We start from the raw sequence: 2,891 nt of genomic DNA on the forward strand, positions 1-2,891 counted from the left end.
GGAGCCGCTCGCCCCCAAACCGATGCCGCAGCGCAGTTGGCGGGAGGCCCGCAGTTGGGACCTTGTATGGGCCCKGGAGTATTTTGTTCCGTGGGTGGTKCGGCGGCTGCGGCACCGCTCCTCGGGCGACGGCGTGACGGCCAAGCGGCCCCTGCCGGGGCCGGTGTTCGGGCCCGGCGTACCGCTGGGCTCGGGCGAAGGGCCGCCGGGCACCGAGGACGCGGTACGGTCCTGAGCCTGCGGGGCCTAAGCTKGAGGCACACTCCTCAGGCCCCGCAAATGAAGAGGCCCAGCAGCTGAAAGGCCCCGTACCGTGAGCAGTATGTTCTTCTGGATCATTGTGTTGTCGTTCCTGATTCCCATGGGAGTGCGCCTCTACCGGAGGTCCGCCCGCGGCCGGAACCAAAACATGCCGGGCCAGTTCGGCCGGTTCCCCGGAAACCAAGGCACCCCGCCAAACCAGAACAACCAGCCGCGGGACGGGTACACGCAGCAGGACTACTTTGGCGGCTTCGGCCAACTGGGCGCGCCGAAGCAGCCCGGAGGAGCCAACCAGCCGTATCCCGGCGAGCAGTACCCGAACCCGCAGAACCCTCAGAACCCGGGCCAGCCGTACCCGGGGCMGCGGTTCCCGGACCAGCCGTTCCCGACCGAGCCGTACCCCKGACAGCAGTATCCGGGTCCGGCCGGCTACGGATCGCCCGTTCCCTACGAGGACAGCCCGGAGTACCTGAACAACCCGCCCCAGCCTCAGCGGCACGAACCCGTGCCGGGTGCAGGGCAGCCGCAGGCGCCCCAGACGCCGCCGGCCCCGCAGGGTTACMGGGCCCGCAAGCTCGCCGAACTGGACCAGCAGTACAGCGACGGCAAGCTGTCCATGGAGGACTACATGTCCCAGCGCGCTGAAATCATGAAGGGTTAGGCTCACAAAAGGCTGGCGAAGTCGATATCGGCCGCGTTGACGGTTCCGGCCGTCCGCCCCGGGGCCCTGTGGTGCCGCCAGTACAGATTGGTGTGGGCCACCACGAGTTCCGGCGGCGGCGCGCCATATTCGCTCAKGTCCTCGGTGGTGTGGGCGTCCGCGACCAGCGTGACGTCGTAGCCTCGGGTTATCCCGCCGTGGAGGGTCGAGCGAATGCACTCGTCCGTCTGCGCGCCGGCCAGGAAGAAGCGGCCGATGCCGCGGTCTGCCAGCACGGACTCCAGGTCCGTAGCCTCGAAGGCGTCGCTGTACTCCTTGGGCACGATCGGCTCCGCATGACGCCGCGCGAGCTCCGGCACGTACTGCCAGGCGGCGCTGCCCCGCGGGAGCTCCTCGCCGCTGTGCTGCACCCAGATGACATCCACGCCGGCGTCGCGTGCCCTCTTCACCAGGGCGGCGATGGTCGCGACGACGTCGTCGCGGCGGTAGGCCCCCGCGACGACKCCGAGCTGCATGTCCACCACGACCAGTGCCGTGTTGGGTCGGTTGACGAGCGTGGTCACGATGCCTCCCGGATCCTGGGTCTTCCTGCCTGCCCACTCTAATCCCCGCGTTGCTTAGTCGACCTGGGGGAAGCCGAGGTCGATCACCGAGGTGGAGGGGTCCGGCCAGMGGGTGGTGACAACCTTGCCGCGGGTGTAGAAGCGGATGCTTTCCGGGCCGTACATGTGGGTGTCGCCGAAGAGCGAGTTCTTCCAGCCGCCGAAGGAGAACGTGCCCACCGGCACCGGAATGGGGACGTTGACGCCCACCATGCCGGCCTCGACGTCGAACTCGAACTGGCGGGCGGCTCCGCCGTCACGGGTGAAAATGGCCACGCCGTTGCCGAACTCGTTGTCGTTGACCAGCTGCACGGCGTCGGCGTAGGTCTCGACCCGGACCACCGAGAGGACGGGGCCGAATATCTCGTCGTCGTAGACCTTCATGCCGGGCTTGACGTGGTCGATCAGGCTGACGCCGATGAAGAAGCCGTTGGAGTCGAACTCCTTCGCCCGGCCGTCCACCACTACGGTGGCGCCTTCGTTGGCCGCGCCGGCAACGTAGGAGGCCACCTTGTCACGGTGCTCGGCCGTGATGAGGGGGCCCATCTGCGACGCCGGGTCCGTACCCGGGCCGATCTTCAGCGTGGCCATCCGGGTGGTGATCGCGTCGACGAGGTCGTCGGCGATGCTGCCGACCGCGACCAAGACGCTGACGGCCATGCACCGCTCCCCCGCGGAGCCGTAGGCGGCGGAGACGGCGGCGTCGGCGGCCATGTTGAGGTCCGCGTCCGGCAGGACCACCATGTGGTTTTTCGCGCCGCCGAGGGCCTGAACACGCTTCCCGTGGTCTGCGGCGCGCTTGTAGATGGACCGGGCGATCGGCGTCGAGCCGACAAAGCTGACAGCCTTCACGGCAGGGTGCTCCAGGAGGACGTCCACGGCCTCCTTGTCGCCGTGCACCACGTTGAGGACGCCCGCGGGCAGGCCGGCCTCGGCAAAGACCTGGGCGATGAAGACGGCAGAGGACGGGTCCTTTTCGCTGGGCTTGAGCAGCACGGTGTTGCCGCACGCCAGGGCGCTGCCGATCATCCACAACGGCACCATCGCCGGGAAGTTGAACGGCGTGATGCAGGCGACGACGCCGACCGGCTGGCGGACCGAATGGACATCGACGCCGCCGGCCACCTGCTCGGAGCGCTCCCCCTTGAGCATGTGGGACAAACCGGTGGCGAACTCGATGTTCTCCAGGCCACGGGTGATCTCGCCCTCGGCGTCKGAGAGGACCTTGCCGTGTTCGCTGGTCAAAAGGGCCGCCAGTTCGGGCCGACGCTGCAGGAGCAGTTCGCGGACCTTGAAGAAGATGGTGGTGCGCTTGGTCAGGCTCGTGGCGCGCCAGCCCGGCAGTGCTGCGCGCGCCGCCTCGATGG

At 68.5% G+C, this 2,891-nt stretch carries 3 protein-coding genes and 1 pseudogene; 2 read left to right on the plus strand and 2 right to left on the minus strand.

Going from position 1 to position 2,891, the window contains the following annotated elements; translation table 11 throughout:
* Together AC1DBQ_RS22745 and AC1DBQ_RS22750 are read left to right on the plus strand one after the other, a co-directional pair.
* A pseudogene (locus AC1DBQ_RS22745) lies at window positions 1–235 on the plus strand (SGNH/GDSL hydrolase family protein); the annotation flags it as partial.
* Window positions 236–322: 87 nt separating this feature from the next.
* Window positions 323–922: a hypothetical protein gene (locus AC1DBQ_RS22750; protein ID WP_476930666.1), complete on the plus strand. Its 600-nt coding sequence runs from the start codon at window positions 323–325 to the stop codon at window positions 920–922.
* Window positions 923–924: 2 nt separating this feature from the next.
* Here the strand turns inward: AC1DBQ_RS22750 and AC1DBQ_RS22755 are convergent, their stop codons facing one another.
* Entirely contained in the window at window positions 925–1,485 is a 561-nt protein-coding gene (locus AC1DBQ_RS22755; protein ID WP_476930664.1) for an isochorismatase family protein, read from the minus strand.
* 54 nt (window positions 1,486–1,539) lie between these two features.
* Window positions 1,540–2,891 (minus strand): CoA-acylating methylmalonate-semialdehyde dehydrogenase (locus AC1DBQ_RS22760; protein ID WP_476930665.1); only part of this gene is annotated, 1,352 nt, incomplete at its 5' end.

It is taken from the genome of Arthrobacter sp. 10T413_2 (genome assembly GCF_056394205.1).